Genomic DNA, 19,048 nt, shown 5'->3' with positions numbered 1-19,048 from the left:
TTTCCTGGGGGGCCGGGCGGGGCGCCGCCGAACGGGCGGTTCGGCGTTCGGTCACAGCGAGCGTGCGGCCTCCAGCAGCGGCGCGAGGGACGTCACCGTGGTTTCGCAGCCGGCCTCGCGCAGCTGCCGCTCGGTGGTGGCGTTGCGGGCGAGGCCGACGAAGCGCAGCCCGGCCCGCTGGGCGGCGGCCAGCTCGGCGACCGTGGAACCGATCACCAGGCCCGTCGCGGCCGACCCGTCGCAGGCGTCGAGGGCGCGCAGCATGCAGTCCGGGTGCGGGGTGAGCAGGGCCAGGTCCTCGGCGCGTCCGTGGACGCCGGCCAGGGGCAGGGCGCCGTAGGGCCGCAGGTATCGGGGTACGGCCTCGGCGCAGACGTCCGTGATCACACAGACGCGGCGGCCGGAGGCGTGCAGGGTGCGGACCAGGGGCGCGGAGTTGTGCGTCGCCGGGGCGTGCGGCACCGCCCGGAGTTCGATCTCGTCCAGGCGTTCGCGCAACAGCGGCCCGAGCGGGTCCTGCGCGAAGGCGCGGAGCACGTCCAGCGGATGGGCGAACGTCTCCCGCACCGCGCCGGGCAGGGCCTGCCCCGGGGCGCGGTGCTCGTCGGCCAGGGCGAGCAGGCCGAGCACGGCCTCGCGCGCGGTGCTCGCCGAGAACAGGCGGGCCATCGGGCCGTCGAAACCGACCAGGACCGTCTCGGCCTCGCCGAGGAGCCGCGGCAGCGGGAGCTGGGAGGCAGCGGCGCCCTGCGGTTCGGGCAGGGTCGCGCCCTCCCGGTCCAGTTGCACCGACGCCGTCACCGACAGCCCGGGCACCGGCCAGTGGCGCAGCGCGGCGCTGACCGCGCGCTGGGCGGCACCCGCCCGGCGCAGCGGATGCCTCCGGGTGATGCGGGCCGCCTCCTCCAGCAGGTGGCCGAGCAGCACCTCGGACACCCGGCCGGTCTCGGCCCGCACGAACGCCACGGGGTCCTCCACGTGCCAGGCCAGCTCGACCGCGGCGGCGAAGGCGCCCTTGCCCGAACTGGGCAGGGAGACCCGGTGGTGGGACTGGTGCGTGGTGAGGTCCACCTCGTAGTACGTCACGAGCCCCGGCGGCCGGCCGCCGTGCGGCCGGGCCGGGTTGAGGAGGGTCAGCGGGCCGTCGGGCCGGGTGTGGACGACGGCCGTGCGGCCCGGGGCCGGTATGCCGAGCCGGCGCAGGTCGCGGGTGATGAAGGGGCCCTGCACCAGGTCGCGGGCCCCGGGCTCCGGGGCCGTGGCGGGGGACAGCGGGCAGTACCAGGCGACGGGCGGAGTGTCGGTGGCGCCGTCCTGGAAGAGGGGCTGGAAGCGCTGGGGGCCCTGGGCGGCCGAGCTGGCGGCGAACTGCTCGTACAGGTCCGGGGAGACGATCACCTGGATGTCGGCGGGCACGCGCGGCGGCTCGGGCGGCGGGGCCGGCCGGTCCCAGAACGTGACGGTGAGGGGCGGCGGGTCCACGAGCCCGGTGAGGACCTCGGGCAGGCCGCGCAGGACGGCGGCCAGGACGGGGAGGAGGTAGGTACCGGGTTCGGTGTGGACGTCGTAGCCGCCGCTGCGGACGCGCACGTCGAACTGGTGGGGGGCGAGCGCGCCGCGGGAGAGCATCTCGTGCACCGCGTATTCGAGGGTGATGCGGGCCTCGGGGTGGCCGGTGAGGTCGTCGGCCTCGAAGAGGATCGTGGGGGCGGCGGCCTCCTGGGTGTCACCGACGGCTTTCCGGAGCCTCTCCAGCAGCGCGCGCAGGCGGTCCCGGGTGGCCGCGGCTGCGGGACCCGGGACGCCGTCGAGCGGGTCGCCGTACCAGAGGCCGAGGACCCGCCGGAGGTCGGTGCTGCCGCGCATTCGGTCGCTGAGGAGTTCTTCGCAGTGCAGCACGTCGACGTACAGGTCCGGCACGTGCAGGGCGTACGAGTCGGAGAACGCGACGAGGCCGCCGTCCGGCAGCACCTGCCGGACCTCCGCCGCCAGGGCGTCGAGGCGGTGGGCGGCCTCGCTCTCCGGCAGGGGTTCCTCCCACAGCCCGCGGGCCAGTTCGGAGTGGGGCACGCGCCGGCCGTGCCGGAGGAGCAGCATGCACAGCAGCGCCCGGGCCTCGGGGGAGGGGGGTGCCACGGGCTCCGGGCCGGCGCTGATGCGCAGGGGGCCGAGCAGGGCGAAGGAGCGCGGCGGTGGCCACCCCGCGGGCAGGCGGGCGGCGTACGCGGCGGCTTCCCGCAGCTCGTGCCGGTCGATCAGTTCGAGCAGTTCCCGGTGCTCGGCGGGCACATGGGTGCCGGCGACCAGCTGCTTGAGCAGCCACCGGAACTCCGCGACGTCCGCCTCGGGGGCCTTGTTCCGGGACTCCTCGCCCAGGGTGACGCGGCTGAGCAGCACCGTGCCGTCGGGGCGTAGCAGCAGGCCGTCCGGCCCGCGCTCCCCGCGCGCCAGACCGCGCGCGTGCAGGGCCTCCAGCCCCGCCATGCCCTGGCACACCAGGCGGGCGAAGGCGGGGAAGGTGATGCCCGAGAGCACTTCGGAGACCGTCAGGCCGTCCACGAACTCCGTCACCAGGTAGGGCGCGTCGCTTTCCACCCCGAAGTCGAGCACCTTCACCACATGCGGATCGTCGACCCCGGCCAGGGCCCGCGCCTCGTTCAGGAACCGTTCCTGCGGGGCGGGCTGCTCACGGTACCGGCGCACGATCACCTGCCGGCCGGTGCGGACGTCCACGGCCCGGGACACGCGCCCTTCCCCGTCGCGCCGCCCGGTCAGCCGGTACCGTCCCGCGAACAGCGTCTCTCCGCCGAGTCGCCGCACGGTCTCCTCGCTGACCGTCGCGAACGCCGGACCCGCATCGCCCTTCCCGCCGTCCGTCTCGGCCCGGAACTCCCCGGCCGCGAACCCCGCCCGCTCGTCGATCAGACCCCCGACCCGTTCGAGGAACTCCCGGGTCCGGCCGCGGGCCGTGCGGGGCAGGGAGCGCAGCAGCAACTCCCGTACGCCGGGCCGGAACGCGTAGGAGCCGGGCGGGCCGGGCGCGGAGGTGAGCATGCCGCTGAGGATGACCTCGGCCAGGTGCTGGGGGCGCGGGTCGCGCTCCAGGGTGCGCTGGACGAGGCGCATCACCGGCACCGAGGGGACCGCCAGCGCGAGATGCCCGGCGAGGCGGAAGGCCTCCGGGGACGCCGTCGCGCGAAAGCGCAGGACCAGGTCCTCGGGGGAGGCGGTGGTGATGTCGGGGGTGGGCTCGGCGGGCGGTGCGGGTGCGGGCGGCAGCCAGGCCACCGCGCCCGGTGTCCGGGCGCCGCCCGGGTCGGCGAGCAGGGCCGCCCAGTGGGCGAGCCAGGGGGCGCCCGGTTCCAGGACCGGCAGCGGCAGGGCCCGGTCCGGGGCCGCTGACGTCGCGTCGTACGGGGTGAACGCGAGGGCCGCCGAGGGGGCCGCGGTGGACGGGGACGTCAGCAGGCCCGGCTCGGCGGGCAACGCCGTGCCGGCCCACAGGTGTTCGGGGAGGGGCTGGACCACGGCGAGCGGCATGCGGTGGGCCCACTGCCGCAGGGTGCGGTACCAGCGCTCGCCCGCCTCGCCCGGGCGCCACTGCGGGCCCATGCAGTCGCTGACGACGAGGGTGGCCGTGCGGCCGTCGTCGAGGACGGGGACCTGGCGGGCGCGGCCGTCGGGCGTGGCGGGGTGCAGGGTGACCGTGCGGAAGATGCCCGACTGGGCGAGCGCCGTGTGCAGTTCGCTCACCAGGGGGCGCCAGACCGGCATGGTGGGGCCGGTGTCGTGCACGAGGTTCAGGCGCAGCCAGCGGTCGGGCGCCGGCCGCAGCACGGGGAACCACACGTCCGGGTGGGCGCCGAGCCGCGCGATCCGGTCGGCCGTCGCCCGTTCGTCGAGGAGGCGCAGATGCGGGGAGGGCACCTTGCGCTGGAGCGGGCGCAGGGCGCGCTGGAGCGCGAGGGGGTGGGGCAGCATCGGGGGCGCGGGCGCGAGGAGGGGCGATCCGCCGCCGGAGTGGTGGCCGGGGCGGTCCGGGGAGCGCGGCGCGGGGAGGCGGAGCGGGACGCGGCCCGGGCCGGCCAGGGCGGAAGGCTCGGCGGTCTGCGGTGCTTCGGGGGCGGCCGGCTCCTCCGGGCCTGTTGCCGCTCCCGCGGTGACGGGAGCCTCCGGAGCGGTCGGCCGGCCTGTCCGGGGCTCGCCGGACGGCCGGTCCAACTGACCAGCCAGCCACAGCAGTTCGGCGATCTCCCGCGGGGTCGGCGCGGCCCCCGCCGCCGACAGGGCCGCCTGCAGCCGGGCGACCGGAGACGGCCCGGGTCCGCCGTCAGAAGCCATCGCCGTCGGCCGCCGCGCTGAGGTACGGCATCAGCTGCTCGGCGAGATCGTCGCGGGACTCGGCGTCCAGGCCCGCCACTCCGGTGAGGTAGAGGGCGTTCAGCAGCTGGTCGGTGGCCAGTTCGCCGCCGGACGCCCGCTCCAGGAAGCGGGTGATCAGACGGTCCGCGTCCCCGCTCGGAGTGTCCAGATGGGCCCGGACGATATGGGTGAGCTGGTCCCGGCCGGGGCGGCGCAGCTTCAGCCGGACGCAGCGGCGCAGGAAGGCGGGCGGGAACTCGCGCTCCCCGTTGCTGGTCAGCACGACGAACGGAAACGCCCGGCAGCGGACCCGGCCGCGGCGCACGGTCACCGGCGTGTCCGTGCCGTCGGCGAGCACCTCGGCCGCGCCGTCGCCGGAGTGCCGGGCGGTACGCACCAGTTCCGGGATCTCGTACTGGCCCTCCTCCAGAACGTTCAGCAGGTCGTTCGGCAGGTCCAGGTCGCTCTTGTCGATCTCGTCGACGAGCAGGGCGCGGGGCCGGTCGTAGGGGAGCAGGGCCGTGCCGAGCGGGCCGAGACGCAGGTGGTCCTCGACACCGCCCCGTTCCTCCCGCGCATCCCGGGCCGCGTACAGCCGGGACAGCGGGTCGTACTGGTAGAGGCCGTCCGCCAGCGAGCTGCGGCTGGTGATGTTCCAGCGCAGCACCGGGCCGAGCCGGAGCTCCCGCGCCACCGCGTAGGCGAGGGACGACTTGCCGGTGCCGGGCGGGCCGGTGACGAGCAGGGGGCGGCGCAGGCAGAGCGCGGCGTTGACGAGCCGGACGCTCTCCTCGCCGGCGACGTACGACTTCGCCCGGTGCACACGGTCGGGGGAGACGGCCGTCGCGTCGTCGCCGTCGTGCGGCGGCGGCAGGGCCGGCCCGCCGTCGAAGGCGCGCCAGGGCGGCGGGGCGGGCAGGTCGTCGATGCCGTCGTGCGGCTCGTTCCGGCCGGTGTAGACGGACCAGTGCGGCATGGGGAGTGGTCTCGCTCTCCGTTTTCGTGCGGGTGTCTCTCGTGGCGCGTCGCCTGCGGGTGGTGTCAGGCCACCGGCGACCTCGTGTGCGCGGTGGCGACGGCGTGCGGGTCGGTGAAGACCCGCGGGTCGTCCCAGAGCAGCTGGATGCCGCGGGCCCAGTGGTCCTCCTCCGCGTGCGCCTCCTCGCGCAGCGCGAGGACCTGGCGCGGGAGCTCGGCGGGCGGTACGGCCATGACGTGCGCGTCGAGCGCGTCGAGGAACGCCTTGCCGGTGCAGCCGTCCGCACCGGCGCACTCCTCCTGCCCGGAGCCGCAGCCGCCCCGCGACCACACGATCACCGGGGCGGGTGCGGTGAGCGAGGTGTCGAAGTGGGGCCGGGTGCGGGCGGCGGCCGGGGCGGTGCCGAACCCGGCGAGGCAGGCGTCGCGCTGCCGCAGCCGCAACCGCAGCCGCCCGGGCTCCTCCGGCACACCGCACTCCACCCGGTGCATCCGCGCGCCCGGCCAGGAGTCCAGGCGCTTCCACGTCCGGGTCAGCACGTGCCGGGTGCTGGCTTTGCGGCGGGCGTGGTCGGTGACGACCAGCGGGTAGACACAGCCGAGCGGCGTGTCGTCGTCCGGGGCGCTCTCCCAGCGGTCGACCGGCCAGTCCAGCCAGTCCCGGGGCAGCGCGAACGCGACCAGCTCGTCCGCGCCGGGCGTCAGATACCGGAAGGCCGCCTCGATCCCCTCCTGCACGTACGCGTGCAGCCGGTGCTGCTCGACCGTGCCGGAGTCGACGGGGTGGCGCCGCCCTTCGCTGTACGCGGACACCTCGACCCGGACCAGGCCGTCGCCCGCCCCGCTGTGCCCGAGTTCGACGAGGATCGGCGACCAGTCCGGGGCCGACGGCTCCACGGCCGGGGCGTGCAGCAGATCCTGGAGCCGGTCGGCGAAGCGGGCGACGGTGCGGGCGGCGCCCGGGCCGTCGAGTTCGCACAGCACGAACAGGGCCGCCGACCACAGCGAGTCGAACCCCTCCTCGGGCGGCGGAGGGTCGAACGGGTCGGCCGCCGCCGTGTACAGCCGCACCGGTTCGCAGTCGACGCCCGCGCGGGCCGCCTTCTCGACCAGGGCGCGCAGCCGGGCGCGGTCGGCGGTGGCGTGGTCGGAGGTCGGGACCAGGCCCTGCAGGCCCGGCCAGTAGCGGGCCATGACCTGGGTGGGCATCATCCGGCCGGTGCGCACCTCGCCGCTGCCGGCGTCCGCCGTGACCATGCCGACGACCTCGCCGGTGTCGGCCAGGGTGACGGCGGCCCCGCTGAAGCCGGGGGCCAGGGGCTGGCCGCCCTGGTGCCAGGCCTCCAGCTGGAGCCACTCCCGCCGGATCAACTGCGATGCCGTGACACGGCATTCGGTGAGGACGCCCTCGTCGAAGCCGCGCGGGAAGCCGTAGACGACGAGCTTGCGGTCCGTCGTGCCGTGCGCCGCGTCGGCCGGGGCCAGCGCGGCCGGGGCGACCGGCACCTCCCGGTCGAGCTCCAGCACGGCCAGGTCACCGGGGTCGGTGATGCCACCGGCCCAGCCGCCGTGCGCGACGACCCGGGCGGACACGGCCGGGGTGCCGGGCCGCTCGGTGAAGGTCACCGCCAGGTCCTCGCCGTCGCCCACGACATGAGCGCACGTCAGTACCGTGCTCGGGGTGACGAGGAAACCCGCTCCGGCCACCCGGCCCCGTAACTCGATCCGTGCGTGCCACTCGGCGCTGTTCATGAGGGGGAGCTCGCCCCGGGGGCGTCCGGGGACCAGGTCAGCTTGACCACGAGATGGCCCTCGGCGGTGCCCTTGGCGATGAACGCGCCCGTCTCGGCGGCCAGTTTCACCCCGAACTCGATCTCCACGCCGTCGGGCCTCAGCGAGCCGTCCCGGAAGACGCGCAGCGCGGACTCGGCCGCCGCCCGCACACCCTCCAGGGCGCCCTCGAAGGTGCGGGCCGCCTGGACCGTGCCGTCGCCGCGGGAGACCAGACGGGAGCCGGACCGTTCCTCCACCGCCTCGACCGCGACCACGGCTCCGTCACCGGTTCTGAACTCGACCAAACCGTCCACGACACCCCCGTCGTCCGATTGCGCTGGGCAGCACCATTGTGACGGAAGGTGCTCGATGGCGCAGGGGGCATTCACGGAACTCACCCACCGACGGTCCCCCGGATCACCCCCAGCTCCACCAGGTCCTGTGGCCGGATGCGGAGTTGGTCCGCCGTCGCCTCCACCTCGCGCGGGGGGCGTTTGAGGATGGCCGCCGCCAGTTCCGGCGCGATCACCGAGAAGTAACTGTCTGGTGTGGCCCAGGTGTTGCCCGGCGCGGCGAGGGCCAGTGCGCCGCCGGAGCCGCCCTCGCCGATCACCAGCGTCGTCACCGGGGTGCGGGCACCCGCCACCGCGGCGAACAGGTCGGCGATCGCCGCGCCCGCGCCCTGCCGCTCCGCCTCCGCGTCGTTGGCCGCCCCCGGGGTGTCCACGAGGGTCAGCACCGGGACGCCGAGCCGGTCCGCGAGGCGGATCAGCCGGGCGGCGGTGCGGTATCCGGCGGGGCGGGTCGCGGTCCCGGTCTGCGCGGCGTAGGCGACCGTCCGGCCCTCGTGCGTGCCGAAGCCGCACAGCATGCCGTCCGGGTCGGTGCCGCCGCAGCGGTCGCCGCTGATCGCGGCCCGGTCCGTGAAGTAGGCGTCCAAGTAGGCCGTGGCGCGCGGCCGTTGCGGGGAACGGGCGCGGCGGACGGCGTCCCAGCCGGTGGCGGGCAGGACCGCGGAGCCGCCGAGCGGTTCCGGCGGCGGCGCGGGAGTCGTGGACGGGCAGGTCAGCAGCCGCAGCCACCGCCCGAGCGTCTCCCGCAGTTCCTCCGGCCGTACGACCGAGTCCGCCGCGCCCGCCGCGAGCTGCGCCTCCGCGGTGTACGCCGCCGGGTCCGCGTCCGCCGGCCGCACCCGGGAACCGGCGAAACCGACCTGGGCGCCGGGCAGCGCGAGCACCACGTCGGCGCCCGCGCCCAGGGTGGCCCAGCCGCCCCCGGTCGTCGGGTCGCGCACCACCGCGACCTGCGCGAGACCGGCTTCCCGGGTGAGCGCCGACTGGCGGGCCACCCGCTGGAGCTGGGTCAGCGCGAGCATGCCCTCCTGCATCCGGCTGCCGCCCGTCGCCACCAGCGGCACGACGGGGAAGCGGCGTTCCCGGGCGTACGTGTACGCCGCCTCCAGCCGGTCGCCGGTGCCCTCGCCCAGGGAGCCGCCGAGGAAGCCGAACTCGAACGCGATCAGCACGGCCCGGGTGCCGCCGATCCGGGCGGTGCCGCACACCACGGACTCCTGCTCGCCGGTGCGTTCGGCGGCCCGGGCGCGGGAGGCGTCGTAGCCCGGCCAGCCGAGCGGGCCGTCGGGCTTCGGCCTCCGTGCGGGGACGGGGAGTTCGGCGAAGGTGGCGTCGTCGGCGAGGGCGGTGACGGCCTCGCGGGCGGAGAAGCGCTCAGCCATGGGCCAGCGCCCGCTTCATGATCTTCCCCATGTCGTTGCGGGGCAGCGCGTCGAGGTGGTGCACGACCCGCGGCCGCTTGTGCGGGGCGAGCCGCCGCGCCACATGCCCGGCCAACTCCTCCAGGCCGGGCGGCGACTGGGGATCCGCCGGCACGATCCACGCCACGATCCGCTCACCCAGATCGGCGTCGGGCTCCCCGGTGACGGCCGCCTCCCGCACCCCGGGGTGTTCCAGGAGCGCGTTCTCGATCTCACCGGCCCCGATCTTGTAACCGCCGCTCTTGATCAGGTCGGTGGCCTTGCGGCCGACGATCCGGACGTAGCCGTCGGGGTCGCGCACCGCCATGTCGCCGGTGCGGAAGAATCCGTCGGCGGTGAAGGCGGCGGCGGTGGCGTCGGGACGGTTGAGGTACTCGGTGAACAGGTTCGGACCGCGCACCTGGATCTCGCCCACCGTCTCCCCGTCGTACGCGGTGACCTCCGAACCGTCCTCCTCGGCCAGCCGCAGCTCCACGCCCGGCAGCGGCACGCCGACCGTGCCCGGGCGGGCCTCGCCGTCGGCGCGGACGCTGGTGTTCATCAGCGTCTCCGTCATGCCGTACCGCTCGATCACCCGTCGTCCGGTCGCGGTCGCGATCCGGCCGTGGTCGTGCACGGGCAGCGCCGCGGAACCGGAGACCAGCAGCCGCGCCCCGGTCAGCGCCTTCACCAGTTCCGGATCGCTCGTCACGGCTTCGGCGATCCGGTGGTACATCGTCGGCACGCCGAACAGCATGGTCGCGCCGGCGTTGAGCTCGCGGGCGACGCCCTGGGTGCTGAAGCGGCCCAGGTGCCGCACCGATCCGCCGCGCCGCAGCGGGCCGAGGATGCCCAGGACCAGGCCGTGCACGTGGAACAGCGGCAGTCCGTGGACGAGGACGTCGTCACCGGTCCACCGCCAGGCGTCGGCCAGGGCGTCGAGGGTGCTCGCGACGGCCCGGCGCGGGACGACGGCGCCCTTGGGCGGGCCGGTGGTGCCGGAGGTGTAGACGATCAGGGCCGGGGCGCTCTCGTCGGCGGGCTCCGCGGGGGCGGTGCCGGTGCCGTGCACGTCGACGTCGAGCCGGGTCAAGCCCTGTACTGCCTCCGGGAGTTGGTCGTCGGGCGCGGTGAGCACCAGGTCGGGGGCGCTGTCGGTCAGGATGTGGCCGAGTTCCTTCTCGCCGGACTTGGGGTTGAGCGGCACGGCGGGCACTCCGGCCAGCAGCGCGGCGACGACGGCGACCGCCGTCTCCATCGTGGGCGTCGCCCAGACGGCGACCCGGCGGGCGTCCCCGATGCGGTCGGCCGTCGCACCGGCCGCGGCGGCGAGTTCCCCGTACGTCAGTGAGCGCTCGCCGAACCGCAGGGCGGGCCGGTCGGCCGAGCCGCCGGTCAGGGCCGGGAAGAGGGAGGTCACGCGTCACGTCTCCTTAGCTGTTCGCCTGTCACGGATCATCGGTACGGCTATCCCCAGCCGGGGACGACCATCACCAGCCACGCCGCCGCGGGGACGACCGCGACCACGATCCCTCCGTACACCATCAACTGCCGGAAGAAACGCTCGCGGTCGATGTCCGGTGCGGCGGCGAGGACGAGTGCGCCGTTCGTGGAGAACGGGCTGACGTCGACCACCGTCGCCGAGACGGCGAGCGCGGCGACCATGCCGATCGCGCCGATCTCGCCCCGCTCCAGGAACGGCACGGCCAGCGGGATCAGCGCGCCCATGATTCCCACGGACGAGGCGAACGCCGAGACCAGGGCGCCGATGTAGCAGAGAAGGACGGCCGCGAGGAGGGGGACGCCGATGCCGCCCACGCCCTCGCCGGCCCAGGTGATGGTGCCCATCTCGTCGAGGACGCCCACGTAGGTGAGGACGCCGCAGATGAGGAGGACCGTGGGCCAGGCGATCTGGCCGGTCGCCTTGCGGCTGTCCTCCGGCCAGGCGGTGCTGAGGATGACGGCGAGGGTGATGGCGGTGAGGCCCGCGTCCAGGTCGAGGACGAGGACGGCGACGACCAGGGCCAGCAGGGACGTCAGCGTGGCGATGCGGGCCGGGGTGAGGCGGGTGGTGCCGGGTGCCGCCGACTGTGCCGGCACGGCGGTGACGGTCGCGGTGCCGCCGGGGGAGGGCCGGTTCCCGCCGGTACCACCCGCGGGGCCCGGCTCGCCCGCACCGCCGTCGGCGTCGGTGCCGGGCCCCTCCACCGCCCCCCGGGCCCACAGCTTCAGCCCTCCGCACACCACGAACACCACCGCCGCGATGACCAGGTTCGCCGCGAGTGACGCCAGGAACAGGACGACCTCGCTGCCCGGGAGCTTCTCGCGTTCGACGATGCCGTTGACGATCGAGCCGTAGATGCTGATCGGGGAGAAGCCGCCGGCCTGGGCGCCGTGGACGACCATCGCGCCCATCAGGAGCGGGCTGATCCCGTAGCGGGCGGCGAAGCTCAGCGCGATCGGGGCGACGATCGCGACGGCGGCCGGGCTGACCGCGCCGATGGCTGTGAGGGCGCCGGTCAGGGCGAACATCACCCAGGGGATGAGCGCCACCCGCCCCCGCACGACCCGGACGGCGGCGTGCACCAGCCAGTCGGTGGTGCCGTTGGCGCGGGCGATCGCGAAGAGGTACGTGACGCCGACCAGGACGACGAACAGGTCGCCGGGGAACCCGGCGAAGATGCCGTCCGCGTCGAGGTCCGCGACCAGCCCGCCGACCGCGAACGCGGCGGCGAAGGCGAGGGCGCCCATGTTGACGGAACGGGTGGTGGCGATGACGAACACCACGACGAGGACGAGGATCGAGATGAGTTCGGGGGACATACGGGCTCCCGTCGTTGGGCCCCGGAGCGGCTGGGATCACTCCCAGTGGACGAGTGGCTGAACCACTTGAGGTGCGTTGGTCGAACAGCGTGGGCGCGACCCGGGCCCCCGTCAAGGGGGTGCGCGGGAATTGGCTCAGCCACTCCGCCACTGTGAAGGTCCGGTGTTACGCTCCCGGCGAGAGGGGGAGCCCGTGACCGACGCCCTGCGCCCCATGACGAAACAGCGCCTCTACGAACAGGTGCTGGAGCGGCTGCGCCAGTACGTCGCCGAGGGCGGTCTGCGCGCCGGTGACCGGCTGCCGCCCGAGCGGGATCTGGCCCAGCGGCTCGGGGTCAGCCGGGCCTCGGTGAAGCAGGCCATCGTGGTGCTGGAGGTCCAGGGCCTGGTGGAGGCCCGGCACGGCGGGGGCACCTACCTCGTGAGGGACAGTCTCGACACCGAACCGGTCGAGCGGATGGTCGAACGCCGGAGGCGCCTGCCCGATGTCCTGGAGGCCCGGGAGGCGCTGGAGACGAAGCTCGCGGAGCTGGCCGCCGAGCGGCGCACGGAGGACGACCTGGCGGCGATGCGCTCGGCGCTCGCCCTGATGACCGGGGAGATCGAGGCGGGCGGCCACGGCGTCGAGGGCGACCGGCTGTTCCACGCGGCCGTGACGGCGGCGGCCCACAGCAGTCTGCTCGCGGAGTTCATGCGCTCCATCGCCGAGCAGATCGCCGAGAGCCGCACCGAGTCGCTGCGTCAGCCCGGCCGCCCGTCCCGCTCCCTCTCGCAGCACCGGGCGATCCTGGACGCGATCGCCGCCGGACAGCCGAGGCAGGCGGCCACGGCCATGCGGCGGCACGTCCGCACGGTGGCGAAGGTACGGCTGCTGGACTGGGAGCCGGGGGAGGAGTAGCCCGGGCTCAGGCCCCGCCGCCGGCGCCGGGCGCCACGAACCGCCGGTGGGCCGGCGAGAACTCCACCTCGGGCTGCCCCGGCAGTCCGACCTCCTGCACGGCCGATGCCAGGCGCTCGGCGAAGAAGCGCTGGAAGTCCCCCTCGGCGTTCCACACGTCGGTCACGTGCATGACACCCGGCTCGAACCAGGCCACGTGCAGGACGAGACCGTCCGGCACCTGCTTCTCCCAGCCCACCGTGTCGAGCATCGCGTCGTACTGCTCGGGCGTCACCCCGGCCCAGCGCAGCGTCAGCACCACAGCCATGGGAATCCCTTCCTCCGTCGGTCTTCCGGCCAGTAGACCGGCCCGGGATCCCCATGGCCCGTGGTCCTACGCCGTCCGGGTCAGGGCTCCACCACGTCCGCCACCACGCAGCTGACGTTGTCCGGGCCGCCCGCCGCGTTCGCCGCCCCGACCAGGGCCCGGACCGTTTCAGCGGGGGACAGGGGCGAGGCGAGGAGTTCCCTGACGCGGTGTTCGGGGACGACGCCCGACAGGCCGTCGGAGCAGAGGAGATATCTGTCGCCGGCCCGGGTGTCGTGGAGGCGGAGGTCCGGGGACGCGCTGGCCCTGCCTCCGGTAAGGGCCTTCAGGAGCAGGGCGCGCTCGGGGTGGGAGGCCGCCTCCTCGGGCGCCAGCCGGCCCTCGTCGACCATCGACTGGACCATCGTGTGGTCGTGCGTGATGCGGAACAGCTCGCCGTCGCGCAGCAGATACGCGCGGGAGTCGCCGATGTGCACCAGCGCCAGCCGCGAGCCCGTCCACAGCAGGGCCGTCAGAGTCGTGCCGACCTCGTCGGAGCCGTCGGCGACGTCCCGCACGGCCTGTTCGGCGCCCCGTACCGCGTCCTCCAGGATGTCCAGGACGCCGCCGGACGGTACCTCGTCCGTGTCCAGGAAGCGCAGGGCCTCCACGGCGGCGCTGCTCGCGGGCGCGCCCGCCGGTCCGAAGCCGTCGGCCACGGCGAGCAGCCGGGTGCCCGCGTAGGCGGTGTCCTGGTTGGCGGGGCGTACGCGGCCGGTGTCCGAGTGGGCGGAGTAACGCAGTTCCAGCATGGCGGTGTCCTTCCCGGGCCCGTCCGGGCCCGTCGTCAGGTGATCGACCAGGAACGCGGCGAGGTCCCGCCGGGCCGCCGTCTCCGTCTCGACCCGCGCCCAGTAGGCACGGACCTCGCGGGCGGCGGCCGTGGAGTCGCGGTCGTGCAGGAGGCACACCCGGCGGATCTCGGCCAGCGGCATGCCCAGCCGTCGCAGCCACGCCACCAGCCGGGCCTGCTCCAGCTGCCCGGCCGCGTAGTACCGGTATCCGGTGTCCGGGTCCACGCGGGCGGGCCGCAGCAGGTCCAGCTCGTCGTACAGGCGCAGTGCCTTCGGTGAGAGCCGGCACGCCTTCGCGAACGCGCCGATCGTCAGCATGGCCATGTGACCCCCTGCGGTCCCCGCGCGCTCCTCGCGCTCGTTCCGCCACCGATGCTGGGGCTTCACCGAAGGTGAAGGTCAAACGGGGTGTCGCGGTTCCGGAGGGGATTGTTAGCCTGCGACGGACATCGAATCGAGCGTCCGTACGAGGATGGAGTCGCCGTGGCCGGCACCCCGCGCATCGCCGTCGTCACCTACGACCCCCGCGGCGAGGAGCACAAGGACCGCGACCTGCCGGTGCTGGTGCAGGCGCTGCGGGAGGCCGGGGCCGACGCCGTCGCCGTTCCCTGGGACGACCCGGACGTGGACTGGGCCGGCTTCGACCTCGCCCTCATCCGCTCCACCTGGGACTACAGCTGGCGCGCCGAGGAGTTCACGGCGTGGGCCGAGCGGTGCGGCGAGGCGACACGGCTCGCCAACCCGCTCGGGGTCGTGACATGGAACGCCGACAAGCGCTACCTCGGGCAGCTCGCGGAGGCCGGAGTGCCCGTCGTGCCCACCCGGTACTTCGCGCCCGGCGACCCCCTCGACCTGCCCGCCGACCGCGAGTTCGTCGTGAAGCCCGCCTCCGGCGCCGGTGCCCGCTACGCCGCCCGCTACCCGGCCGGGGAGCGGGACGCCGCCGTCCGGCAGGCCGAGCGCATGCACCGCGAGGGGTTCACCGTCATGGTGCAGCCCTACCTGAGCAGCATCGACACCCACGGCGAGCGGGCCCTGCAGTTCTTCGGCGGACGCCTGCTGCACGCCGGCGTCAAGGGCGCCGTCCTCGCGCCGGGCACACCGTACGACGCCGACAAGGTCGCCCACCCCGACCTCCGCCCCTGGGAGCCGACCGCCGCCGAACTGGCCGTCGCCGAGAAGGCGCTGGCCGCCGTGCCCGGCGACGCGGAGCTGCTGTACGCGCGCGTGGACCTGGTCACCGGGCCCGACGGCGAGCCGTGCGTGATGGAGCTGGAGCTGATCGAGCCGAACCTGTTCCTCCATCTGCATCCGGACTCCGTGCCGAAGGTGGTGGAGGCGGTGCTGGCCGCCGCCGGCTGAGCACGCCGCGCGAGGCATACGCCCCTGGGTGAGGCTTTTGGTGTAGTGATGCCACCATGCCCCCCGAGCAACGGACCTGGGCACCGCTGCTCGCGGTGTGCGCCGGGTACTTCATGGTGATCCTGGACGTGACGGTGATCAACGTCGCCGTGCCGGTGGTCGGGCGGGAGCTGTCGGCCTCGCTCACCGGGATCCAGTGGATCACCGACGGGTACACGCTGGTCTTCGCCGGGTTCCTGCTGACGGGCGGGGCGCTGGGGGACCGGCTGGGCAACCGGCGGGTCTTCTGCTGGGGCGTGGCGGTGTTCACCGTGTCCTCGGCGGCCTGCGCGCTCGCGCCCGGCACCGCCTTCCTGGTGGTGGCCCGGCTGGTGGAGGGGCTCGGCGCGGCGTTGATCGTGCCCGGTTCGCTGGCCCTGCTCCAGCAGGCCTACCCGGAGCCGGACGTACGCTCACGGGCCTTCGGGCTGTGGGGTTCGATGGCGGGCATCGCGGCCTCCGCGGGGCCGCTGCTGGGCGGGCTGCTCGTCTCCACGGTGGGCTGGCGCTGGGTGTTCCTCATCAACCTGCCCGTCGGCGCCGTCTGCCTGGCGCTCACCCTGCGGCACGTGGCCCGCTCGCCCCGGCGCGCCGACCGGGCCCTGGACTGGCCGGCGCAGGTCGCCGTCGTCGCGGCCGTCGCCCTGCTGACCGCGGCGCTCAACGAGGCCGGACGGCGCGGCTGGTCCGACCCGGCCGTGCTCGCCGGTCTGGGCCTGGCCGTACTGTCCGCCGCGGCCTTCGCCCTGCGCGAGCGGCTGGCCCGGTCTCCCGCCCTCCCGCTGAGCCTGCTGCACTCTCGCGCCATGGGCGGCGGAGCCGTCATCGGCCTGCTGTTCAACTTCGGCTTCTACGGCATGGTGTTCACCGCCAGCCTGGAGTTCCAGCACCAGCGCGGCTACAGCGCCCTCGGCACCGGCCTCGCGCTGTTCCCGGCGGTGGCGATGACGATGTTCGCCTCGGTCCTGTCCGGCCGGCTGTCCCGCCGGACCGGCGACCGCCCGCTGGTGGTCTCGGGCATGCTCCTGGCCGCGCTGGGTCTGGCCGGCTGGGCCGCGGCGGGCCCCGACCCCGCCTACGGGCTCCTGGTGCTCCCGATGATGGCCGCCGGTTTCGGCACGTCCTTCGCCCTCACCGGCTCCACCGCCACCGTGATGGGCGCCGCGCCCCCGGCCTATTCGGGGGCCGCCTCCGCCCTGTTCAACACCACCCGCCAGGTCGGCAGCGCCACCGGCGTCGCCGTCGGCGGCAGCCTGCTCGCCTCCGCCGCGAACTACGGCACCGGGATCCGGACCAGCATGGGCATCGGAGCCCTCGCCTACCTGGGCGCGGCGGTCCTCGCCTGGTGGTGCGTACCGGCGAAGACCCGCCGTCCTCCAGGACTCACGCAGCTCAGCCCTGGGCGCCGGTGACGGCCACCCGCTGCACCAGCCCCCAGGTGAACTCCGCGACCGCCTCCCGCCGCACCCCCTGCGCGTCCGGCGCGGTGAACGCCAGACCCCAGCGCGTCGGAGCCGTGCCCTCCAGGGGACGCGCCGGGGCGAAGGCCCGGGCCGCCTCGTCGACGGTGCAGGACCAGGGGGTGAGATCGTCGAGCGCGCGCAGCTCCGGGCCCGAGGCCCCGGGGGCGCGCACCAGCCACTCGTTCCACACCGCGCCCTTCGGGGTGGTCAGCACCTCGAAGCGCAGGGAGGGCCACAGCGGCACCGGCCACAGCCAGGCCTCGCAGTCGAGATCGCCGATCCGGCGGGGCGTGCGGGACTCGGGGGCGCCCAGGACCTGGCGGTAGCGGGACAGCGGCGCCCGGGAGCGCGGGGAGCGGACCATCGCCTGCCACCGCCGGTTCGCCTCGCGCATGTCGGCGATCGACACCCCCAGCTCATGGCGGGCGTCCTCCACGAGCCCGGGGTTGTGGTCGGCCATGCGGCGCAGCAGCACCAGCTGGAAGTCGAGCGGGGTGAAGGGGCTAGCGGGGTGCTTTCCGGAGGGCATGGGACCCATGGTCGCCCACCGGGGTCCTGCCCGGGCGGCGGCCGTCGGGGAGGAACAGGACGGAGTTGACGTAGCGCGGGCCCCGCAGGAACGGGGAGGGCAGGACACGGCGGAGCAGGCCGTGGGAGACGACGTAGGACGCGCGGGCCTGGTGGTCCTCCAGCGGGAACTTCGCCAGCGGCACCCAGGTGTCGCCGGGCAGCACCCAGCCGTCGTAGCCCAGCAGGGACAGATAGGTCACCACCGGCGCGATCGGCTGAATGCGGGACTCCAGCTCCACGAACAGGGCCGGCCGGTCGCGGGCCAGCAGGCCCGTCGCGCCGCGCAGCACCGCCGGCTCGTTGCCGTCCACGTCGATCTTGATGAAGCCGACGTCGCGCAGGCCCAGTTCGTCCAGCGTGACGCAGGGGACGTCCAGCGCACGGCCGTGGATGTCGCGGCGGACCAGTGAGGACACGCCCCGGTCGCCCGAGTCGTCCGAGGGCAGCCAGAGGCGGGCGATGCCCGGCCGGTCCGAGGCGGCCGCCCGGACCACGCGGACGTTCGGCGGGGCGGCGGCGGTCAGCAGCCGGGCCAGATGGGGCACGGGCTCGACCGTCACGACCTGCTCGGCGAGGCCGGACAGGCGGTGTGTCCAGGGCCCGTACCAGCCGCCGACGTCCACCGCCGTACGGCAGCCCGGCGGGCACAGCTCGGCGAGCCGGGCCAGCTCCGGTTCGAACCGGGGGTAGAGCGCCCGGGCCGCCGCGGCCACCAGCCGGGTGGGCAGCAGAGGGGCGACACGGGCCGCCAGGCTGGTCACGGCGCCATCCTCTTCAGAAGTTCCTCGTGCTCGTCGTCCGGCACCTGCTCCCCCGAGGACGGCAGCAGCTGCGGAATGCCGTCGGTGATCGGGTAACGGCGGTGCAGACGCGGGTTGTACAGCGCCTCCTCCTGCCCGGCCTCCTCGGCCAGCAGATGGAGCGGACCCTTGTCGAGCGGGCACGCCAGGATCTTCAGCAGCGGGTCGTCGGGCTTCATGGGGATGCCAGCTCCTTGGCGGGTGGGGAGGGTTGGGGAGCGGAGTCGTGCTTCGGCATGGTCAGCAGGACGGCGACCGCCAGGGCCGTGCCCGCCACCCGCAGCGCGAGCCGCAGCGGCTCGTCCGGCAGGGCCTCGCCGAACGACAGCGTGCCGAGCACCGCCGTGAACAGGGACGTCACGGTCGTGCACACCGGCACGATCAGCGAGGCCCGGCAGCGTTGCAGCGCCGCCTGGGACATCACCAGGCCGAACACACCGGTGAACAGCAGCAGATACGGATAGGGGGAACTCAGCAGGTCCAGCAGGGCGCCGCCGATGCCGTGGGTCGTCAGCCGGCTGGAGACGCCCTTGATGGCCAGTGAGCTGACCCCGTAGAGCAGGCCCACGGCCACGCCGTACTCGACGCCGGTCGTCGGCCTCCGGTGCCGGTTGCGGGTGCGCCGCTCGGCCGAGGCGTACAGCCACACCCCGGCCGCCAGCGACGGCACGCACACCAGCAGGATCAGCTGGTAGGGCGCGTCCTGGCTGACGGTGTCCGACCCCTCCCGCAGGGACAGCACCACCATCAGCAGCGCCAGCAGGATCGCGCCCAGCGCGTACCGCTCCCGGCCGGACGTCTCCTCCCCGAGCAGCCGCGCCGACAGCAGCACCAGCAGCACCAGGCCGGAGACGAAGATGCCCTGGGCGGCGGCGATGGGCAGGGTGCGGTAGACGACGAGCTGCGCGGCGAAACCCGAGGCCAGGGCGAGGGATCCGCCGATCCACAGCGGGCTGCCGATGACGAGGCGCAGCAGCCGGGCCGGTTGCCGGATGCTCACCTCCGGGAGAGAGGTGAGCGCCCGTTTCTCCAGCACGAAGCCCAGGCTGTACAGGGTGTTCGCCAGCAGGGCCGCGGCCACTCCCCA

16 protein-coding genes are annotated in these 19,048 nt (G+C 74.8%); 3 read left to right on the top strand and 13 right to left on the bottom strand.

The genetic code is table 11. The annotated features are described in order from the left end of the window. Positions 1-51: 51 nt before the first annotated feature. The 7 genes from RFN52_RS12465 to RFN52_RS12435 all read right to left on the bottom strand — a co-directional run bounded on the left by RFN52_RS12465 (position 52) and on the right by RFN52_RS12435 (position 11,689). Entirely contained in the window at positions 52-4,341 is a 4,290-nt protein-coding gene (locus RFN52_RS12465; RefSeq protein ID WP_184846002.1) for an SAV_2336 N-terminal domain-related protein, read from the bottom strand. Next, positions 4,331-5,338 (bottom strand): AAA family ATPase, encoded by a 1,008-nt coding sequence (locus tag RFN52_RS12460; protein WP_184846000.1) that lies wholly within the window; start codon positions 5,336-5,338, stop codon positions 4,331-4,333. The genes RFN52_RS12465 and RFN52_RS12460 overlap by 11 nt, the downstream gene beginning before the upstream one ends. Positions 5,339-5,403: 65 nt before the next feature. Continuing rightward, on the bottom strand, positions 5,404-7,092 hold the full coding sequence (locus tag RFN52_RS12455; RefSeq protein ID WP_184845998.1) for a VMAP-C domain-containing protein: 1,689 nt from the start codon (positions 7,090-7,092) through the stop codon (positions 5,404-5,406). Then, entirely contained in the window at positions 7,089-7,427 is a 339-nt protein-coding gene (locus tag RFN52_RS12450) for a CU044_2847 family protein (RefSeq protein ID WP_184845996.1), read from the bottom strand. Before RFN52_RS12450 ends, RFN52_RS12455 begins: the two co-directional genes overlap by 4 nt. Positions 7,428-7,507: 80 nt before the next feature. After that, on the bottom strand, positions 7,508-8,848 hold the full coding sequence (locus RFN52_RS12445; protein WP_184845994.1) for a carboxyl transferase domain-containing protein: 1,341 nt from the start codon (positions 8,846-8,848) through the stop codon (positions 7,508-7,510). Then, positions 8,841-10,286, bottom strand: a complete 1,446-nt coding sequence (locus tag RFN52_RS12440) for an acyl-CoA synthetase (protein ID WP_184845992.1) — start codon at positions 10,284-10,286, stop codon at positions 8,841-8,843. The genes RFN52_RS12445 and RFN52_RS12440 overlap by 8 nt, the downstream gene beginning before the upstream one ends. 47 nt (positions 10,287-10,333) lie before the next feature. Further along, positions 10,334-11,689, bottom strand: a complete 1,356-nt coding sequence (locus RFN52_RS12435; protein ID WP_184845990.1) for an SLC13 family permease — start codon at positions 11,687-11,689, stop codon at positions 10,334-10,336. Between the two features lie 193 nt (positions 11,690-11,882). Between RFN52_RS12435 and RFN52_RS12430 the strand changes: the two genes are divergently transcribed. After that, positions 11,883-12,587, top strand: coding sequence for a FadR/GntR family transcriptional regulator (locus tag RFN52_RS12430; protein ID WP_184845988.1), 705 nt, complete (start codon positions 11,883-11,885; stop codon positions 12,585-12,587). Positions 12,588-12,594: 7 nt separating this feature from the next. On the opposite strand, the gene RFN52_RS12425 is transcribed toward RFN52_RS12430, so the two are convergent. Both RFN52_RS12425 and RFN52_RS12420 read right to left on the bottom strand, forming a co-directional pair. Then, complete coding sequence (locus tag RFN52_RS12425; RefSeq protein ID WP_184845986.1) at positions 12,595-12,894, bottom strand: hypothetical protein; 300 nt, start codon at positions 12,892-12,894, stop codon at positions 12,595-12,597. A gap of 80 nt (positions 12,895-12,974) precedes the next feature. Next, positions 12,975-14,051 (bottom strand): MerR family transcriptional regulator, encoded by a 1,077-nt coding sequence (locus RFN52_RS12420; RefSeq protein ID WP_184845984.1) that lies wholly within the window; start codon positions 14,049-14,051, stop codon positions 12,975-12,977. Positions 14,052-14,210: 159 nt separating this feature from the next. Between RFN52_RS12420 and RFN52_RS12415 the strand changes: the two genes are divergently transcribed. Both RFN52_RS12415 and RFN52_RS12410 read left to right on the top strand, forming a co-directional pair. Continuing rightward, positions 14,211-15,089, top strand: coding sequence for an ATP-grasp domain-containing protein (locus tag RFN52_RS12415; RefSeq protein WP_184845983.1), 879 nt, complete (start codon positions 14,211-14,213; stop codon positions 15,087-15,089). A 56-nt stretch (positions 15,090-15,145) separates the two neighbouring features. Further along, on the top strand, positions 15,146-16,540 hold the full coding sequence (locus RFN52_RS12410; protein ID WP_184845981.1) for an MFS transporter: 1,395 nt from the start codon (positions 15,146-15,148) through the stop codon (positions 16,538-16,540). Here RFN52_RS12410 and RFN52_RS12405 read toward each other — a convergent pair. From RFN52_RS12405 to RFN52_RS12390, 4 genes are read right to left on the bottom strand one after another with little or no spacing between them, the layout of a single operon-like run. After that, positions 16,521-17,129 carry a hypothetical protein gene (locus tag RFN52_RS12405; protein ID WP_184845979.1) on the bottom strand — a complete coding sequence of 203 codons (609 nt, stop codon included), beginning with the start codon at positions 17,127-17,129 and terminating at the stop codon, positions 16,521-16,523. The two genes, RFN52_RS12410 and RFN52_RS12405, sit on opposite strands and share 20 nt — an antisense overlap. Next, positions 17,095-17,922: an FkbM family methyltransferase gene (locus RFN52_RS12400; RefSeq protein WP_184845977.1), complete on the bottom strand. Its 828-nt coding sequence runs from the start codon at positions 17,920-17,922 to the stop codon at positions 17,095-17,097. The genes RFN52_RS12405 and RFN52_RS12400 overlap by 35 nt, the downstream gene beginning before the upstream one ends. Further along, positions 17,919-18,140, bottom strand: a complete 222-nt coding sequence (locus RFN52_RS12395) for a Trm112 family protein (protein ID WP_107454782.1) — start codon at positions 18,138-18,140, stop codon at positions 17,919-17,921. Before RFN52_RS12395 ends, RFN52_RS12400 begins: the two co-directional genes overlap by 4 nt. After that, a complete protein-coding gene (locus tag RFN52_RS12390) occupies positions 18,137-19,042 on the bottom strand; it encodes a hypothetical protein (protein ID WP_184853868.1) in 906 nt (301 codons plus the stop codon). The genes RFN52_RS12395 and RFN52_RS12390 overlap by 4 nt, the downstream gene beginning before the upstream one ends. Between the last annotated feature and the right edge of the window lie 6 nt (positions 19,043-19,048).

This window comes from Streptomyces collinus (assembly GCF_031348265.1).
In the GTDB taxonomy this organism is placed as follows: domain Bacteria; phylum Actinomycetota; class Actinomycetes; order Streptomycetales; family Streptomycetaceae; genus Streptomyces; species Streptomyces collinus.
The sequence above is the reverse complement of the archived record's forward strand: the minus strand, read 5'-3'. Positions and strand labels throughout refer to the sequence as shown.